Annotated in this window: 5 protein-coding genes and 1 tRNA gene; 5 read left to right on the top strand and 1 reads right to left on the bottom strand. The window is 32.2% G+C overall.

The features are described from left to right. The first annotated feature begins 108 nt into the window (after nt 1–108). The 3 genes from CBG10_RS07395 (at nt 109) to CBG10_RS07385 (ending at nt 3,113) form a co-directional block, all read left to right on the top strand. On the top strand, nt 109–942 hold the full coding sequence (locus CBG10_RS07395) for a hypothetical protein (protein ID WP_143452750.1): 834 nt from the start codon (nt 109–111) through the stop codon (nt 940–942). A gap of 14 nt (nt 943–956) precedes the next feature. Further along, on the top strand, nt 957–1,868 hold the full coding sequence (locus tag CBG10_RS07390) for a DNA adenine methylase (protein ID WP_094512157.1): 912 nt from the start codon (nt 957–959) through the stop codon (nt 1,866–1,868). A 150-nt stretch (nt 1,869–2,018) separates the two neighbouring features. Beyond that, the gene (locus tag CBG10_RS07385) at nt 2,019–3,113 is read left to right on the top strand and encodes a tyrosine-type recombinase/integrase (RefSeq protein WP_094512156.1); all 1,095 of its coding nucleotides are present in this window, start codon (nt 2,019–2,021) and stop codon (nt 3,111–3,113) included. A gap of 144 nt (nt 3,114–3,257) precedes the next feature. Here CBG10_RS07385 and CBG10_RS07380 read toward each other — a convergent pair. After that, nucleotides 3,258–3,329: transfer RNA gene (locus CBG10_RS07380), tRNA-Arg, on the bottom strand. A 168-nt stretch (nt 3,330–3,497) separates the two neighbouring features. Here CBG10_RS07380 and CBG10_RS07375 point away from each other — a divergent pair. Beyond that, the gene (locus CBG10_RS07375) at nt 3,498–3,860 is read left to right on the top strand and encodes a LapA family protein (RefSeq protein WP_065867807.1); all 363 of its coding nucleotides are present in this window, start codon (nt 3,498–3,500) and stop codon (nt 3,858–3,860) included. A gap of 20 nt (nt 3,861–3,880) precedes the next feature. Next, complete coding sequence (locus CBG10_RS07370) at nt 3,881–4,699, top strand: HAD-IIB family hydrolase (protein ID WP_094509810.1); 819 nt, start codon at nt 3,881–3,883, stop codon at nt 4,697–4,699. Nucleotides 4,700–4,873: the final 174 nt, after the last annotated feature.

Genomic DNA, 4,873 nt, shown 5'->3' with positions numbered 1-4,873 from the left:
AGTTGAATACTTTACAAATACATTTATTTCAGCTAAAAGAAATGACCTTACTGCAACGGAATTTCGTTACGGCAAAGCCAATTAATTTTTATTATTTAGTGTGTAAACTTGACAGGGTACAGTACCGACTCTAATGAAATAGTTTTAACTTATATTACCAAAGGAAGAGGTAAAATTGAAATAAAACAAGATCCATCTAGTCAATGGATCAAAAATGAATTATTAACCTCAACAGGTGGCATTGTTTCCAAAATGAAGCCTAAAGTGCCTATTCTTTCTGAAGATATCAGAGCAAATTGGTTCTTACAAAATGCATTGCAATACTTCAAACAAGATAATCCTGAGCTTAATAGTATGAACCTTGATTTTCTAAATTTTTCAAGTGGTTGGACAAACATAGTTTCTTTAATACGTTATGACTTTTCATATTTCAGCAATTTTATAACTATACTTGATGCTGATGTACCACGAGAAAAACTAGCTACAAAATTAAGCGGTTCTGGTTATAGCATTCCTAATGACAATCAAATTTCTAAATCAGATATTCTTTTCTTCCCTAATTTGCTTCCTAATAAAGATTTAAGTAAGGGATTTATAACAGAAAAAGATTATAGACCTTATCTTGAGTTAGAAATATGGGAATTCTTATTAGGGTTAGATGTTAACGATAGTTTTTATCAAGATCCATTAATTGATAGCATTCCTTTCTATAAACGTAATCTAATTAGTAATGGCCCGGATACTTATAAAAAAGGTAACTCTGAAAATAAAATAAAAAAGTGGTTCATAGATAATCAAAGAATCGTCGATGTAGCTGTTAATTACTTTATTGAAGAAAATGAATTAGCAGTAAAGAATTTTTTAAATTTAGTGATTAAGAAATATAATATAATTGTGCAATCAACATATCCACAGTTAACCCCTGTTGCTGAGCTAAAATAATAAGGAGACAAAAAATGCCACAAACAGATTCCCCATTCAGATATCCGGGTGGTAAGACTCAACTTTATAGCTTTGTAAGCTATCTTTTAGAAAAAAATAAAATTAACGGGACCTATGTTGAACCATTTGCTGGAGGTGCTGGAGTAGCAATAAGGCTTCTATTCAATTCTAAAGTTCAAAAGTCTTGGATTAATGATTATGATATTTCAATTTATTCCGTTTGGTATTATATACTGGAAAAGCCACAAGAGTTAATTAAATTAATTAAAAATGTCCCATTTGACTACAAAACAGGACATGAAGTAAACAAACAAACAAGTATCGCTTTTTGGAGAAAACAGCATGATTATTATGTAAAACATAAAAATGGAGAAAAATCTTTAGCTCTAGCGTTTGCTACTCTCTTTCTAAACCGAACTAATAGAAGTGGCATTATAAATGGTGGTCCAGTCGGTGGATTTGAACAGGCTCATTCAACTCAAATTTTCGCTAGATTTAACAAAAAAAGTCTAATTAAAAAGATTAATAAAATTCATAGCTTTAAGGATAATATTATTCTTACAAATTATGATGCTAATGATTTAATACCCATTCTTCAAAAAAAGTTAGATTCGGAAAATTCTTTTGTATTTTTTGATCCGCCATATTTTAAACAAGGAAGTGGATTGTATTTTACTTCTTTTAATAATGAAGGTCATAAAATTTTAGCTCAAAAGATAATGAGTTTGAAAGATAATTATTGGATAACAACTTATGACGTAGATTCTCATATCATTGATTACTTTAAGGATAACGATAAAAATTATTCTTATGAGTTAAGGTATTCAGCAAATAATAAGCGACGTGGTAAAGCCTCGGAATTATTATTTGCTAGTCCTAATTTAGAAATTGAATCTTATGATAATGTACACCTTGAAATAATTTAATATTATGTCCAAACCCTGATGACATAAAAAGCTGGTAAATTAAAAAAGCCCATCCCCTACTGGCATAGGAGATGGACCAGGGTTGAATAAGATTTACAGGTCTCAATTCAACCCTTTCATTATACACAATTTAATAATGGAGGGACAAGTATGGCTTCAATAATAAAACGTTATGGAAAATGGCAAGCTCGAATTTCATGGTATGACAGTGAAGGAAAACGACAAACTAAAAGTCAAGGCGGTTTTCCTACTAAAGTATTAGCTAAAGAGTGGGCAGTTGAACAAAAAGCCAAACTAAACAAAGGAATCAACATTAAGAAAACAATCAAATTTATTGATTATTACGATCAGTGGATTGAGACGTATAAGAAACCTAAAGTAGCTGAAATTACTTACAAGCGTTACGAATTTACTCGAAAGGCATTAAATAGCTTCTTTGCTGATACTGAATTCAAACATATCGATCGCAAAATGTATCAAAGATTTATTAATAAGTATGGAGCTACTCACGCCCCACATACTGTCAAAGAAGTAAATAACATTGTTCGCGCTTGTGTCCGGTCAGCGATGTTAGATGATTATCTGATTAAGGATTTTACTCAAAACGTTACACTGGTAGCTAAGGAGGATAAAGAAGTAAAAGTTGATTATTTAAATGAAGAAGAAATTAAAAAACTGCTTGAAAAAGCCGAAGCTGAGATCAGTCAGCAAGATATATATACCAGTCGTTATATGATTATCACAGCCATTTATACTGGAATGCGACTATCTGAGATTCAAGCATTAACATGGAATGATATTAATTGGCTACATCAAACCATTACTGTTAATAAGTCCTGGAATATGTACACTCATTCTTTCAAGCCAACTAAAAATAAATCGTCTAATCGGACCATCAAAGTAAATCAAACTCTTCTACAATTGCTTTCTCAATTGAAGGAAAAGCATATTAGTAATATGGTATTTATGACTCAGTTTGGTACTATTCCTACTAGCAACGCAGTCAATAAAATGCTTCGACAATTGTTAGATGAATTAGGTATTCACCGAAAAAATTTTCACTTCCACAGTTTACGGCACAGTCACGTTGCCTTACTTCTTGCTAAAGGTATGGAAATATATCCAATCAGCAAACGTCTTGGTCATAGTGATATTCGTACAACAATGAATACTTACGCTTATTTAATAGATGAATACAAAGGAAAAACTGATAACAAAATTGTCAATGCTTTGAACCAATTTTAGTTTGGTACACTAGTGTACCAAAGGTGTACCGACTTTGTACTTTTTTATATTTTTCCATACTTTTTTAAAACACTAAAAAATCCTACAATCATTGATATAACAACGATTGTAGGATTTTCATGTTTCACCATATTTTCTCAAAAATGCGTCCCCCGAGAGTCGAACTCGGATCATGAGGACCGAAATCTCATGTGCTATCCATTACACTAAGGACGCCTTATGTTTCTATTTTAGCGCATTTATTAAAAAAATAAAGCTAATTTGTCAATTTTATTTAAAAAGTACAAATACCGATGATGCTTATTTATTCCCCCTTCTCCTTTACCAGCACTTCTTAAGTTAATATAATAGATATGTTACAAAAAACATGAGGGGGAATTTTCCATGAAAAAGCAATCTACAACCATTGCTTCAATCGTTATTTTAATTATAATCGCTATCTTTGCACTATTAAATACAGCAACCGTAGTAGTCAATCTTTTTGGGGCCCAAGTAAAGATGCCCCTAGTGCTGCTAATTTTTATCTGCTTACTTATTGGAGCTATTATTATTTACTTACTATCCTTTTCTAATCACCTCAAAACTAATAAGCAATTAAAGGAATTACAATCATCGCGTATTAGTAAGGACGAATTAAAAAAGTATCAGAAAAAGATTGATCAACTGCAAAAAGAAAATGCACAGTTAAAGCAACGACTTAAAAATCAAACTACTGTAGAAAAACCACAAGATTCTTCTGCAAATTAGTGTTTCAGAGAGGTAATTAAATGGGAAAATATCGTTTTATTGCGATCGATGTTGATGGTACCTTACTAGATGATAATGATAAATTCGACGTTAACCGTTTAAATAAAGATATTGAACTATTACAACAACAAAACTACCACTTTATTATTGCAAGTGGGAATAGTTACGATGCATTGTCAACGATCTTTCAGCCGTGTCCACTTGCAAAAGAATTTGTAGCAGAAAATGGCGGACGACTAATAATAAACGGCAAATCTGTATACGGCAAGACTCATTCAATTGCGACACTGCAACAGCTTTATGCTTTTATTAAGCATACGTTCCCTAGCCTTGACATCCTATCTTTATCTGGCGAAACACAAACAATCCTTGCTGAACAGTATCGAGATGTTCCGGTCCCTTTTTATCCCCACCACACATATTTTTCTGATCTTCAAAAAATCACTGAACCAATTTATAACTTAAACATTGGCTGGGCCAAGCGCAAATTACCCCAAACTATTATCCAAGGATATGTAAATCAATTAAATGAACACTTTTCAGGCTTAATTCAAGCAACTTATAGTGGAGCTTATGGCATTGATATCCTACCAGCGGGTGTAAATAAGGCCTTGGGATTAAAAAGACTAGTTGAGAACTACTTAAACGGAACTCTAGATCAAGTAGTTGCTTTCGGGGATACTTCAAACGATATTGAGATGCTATCAGAAGCTGGCTATGGATATGCAATGAAAAATGCTACAGCTGACCTGCTGAAAGTTGCTGATAAAGTTACAAAATACGATAACAATCATGCTGGGCTATTGTCAGAGATTGAACATCAATTTATTAACCGTTAGGGATATTATGTAAACTAACATTTTGTAAAAAAAGATGTGCGATTTGAGGTACTGTACCCTGTCAAGTTTACACACTAAATAATAAAAATTAATTGGCTTTGCCGTAACGAAATTCCGTTGCAGTAAGGTCATTTCTTTTAGCTGAAATAAATGTATTTGTAAAGTATTCAATTC

The organism is Limosilactobacillus reuteri (assembly GCF_002254085.1).
GTDB classification, from domain to species: domain Bacteria; phylum Bacillota; class Bacilli; order Lactobacillales; family Lactobacillaceae; genus Limosilactobacillus; species Limosilactobacillus reuteri_K.
This window is presented reverse-complemented; position numbering and strand designations above follow the sequence as displayed.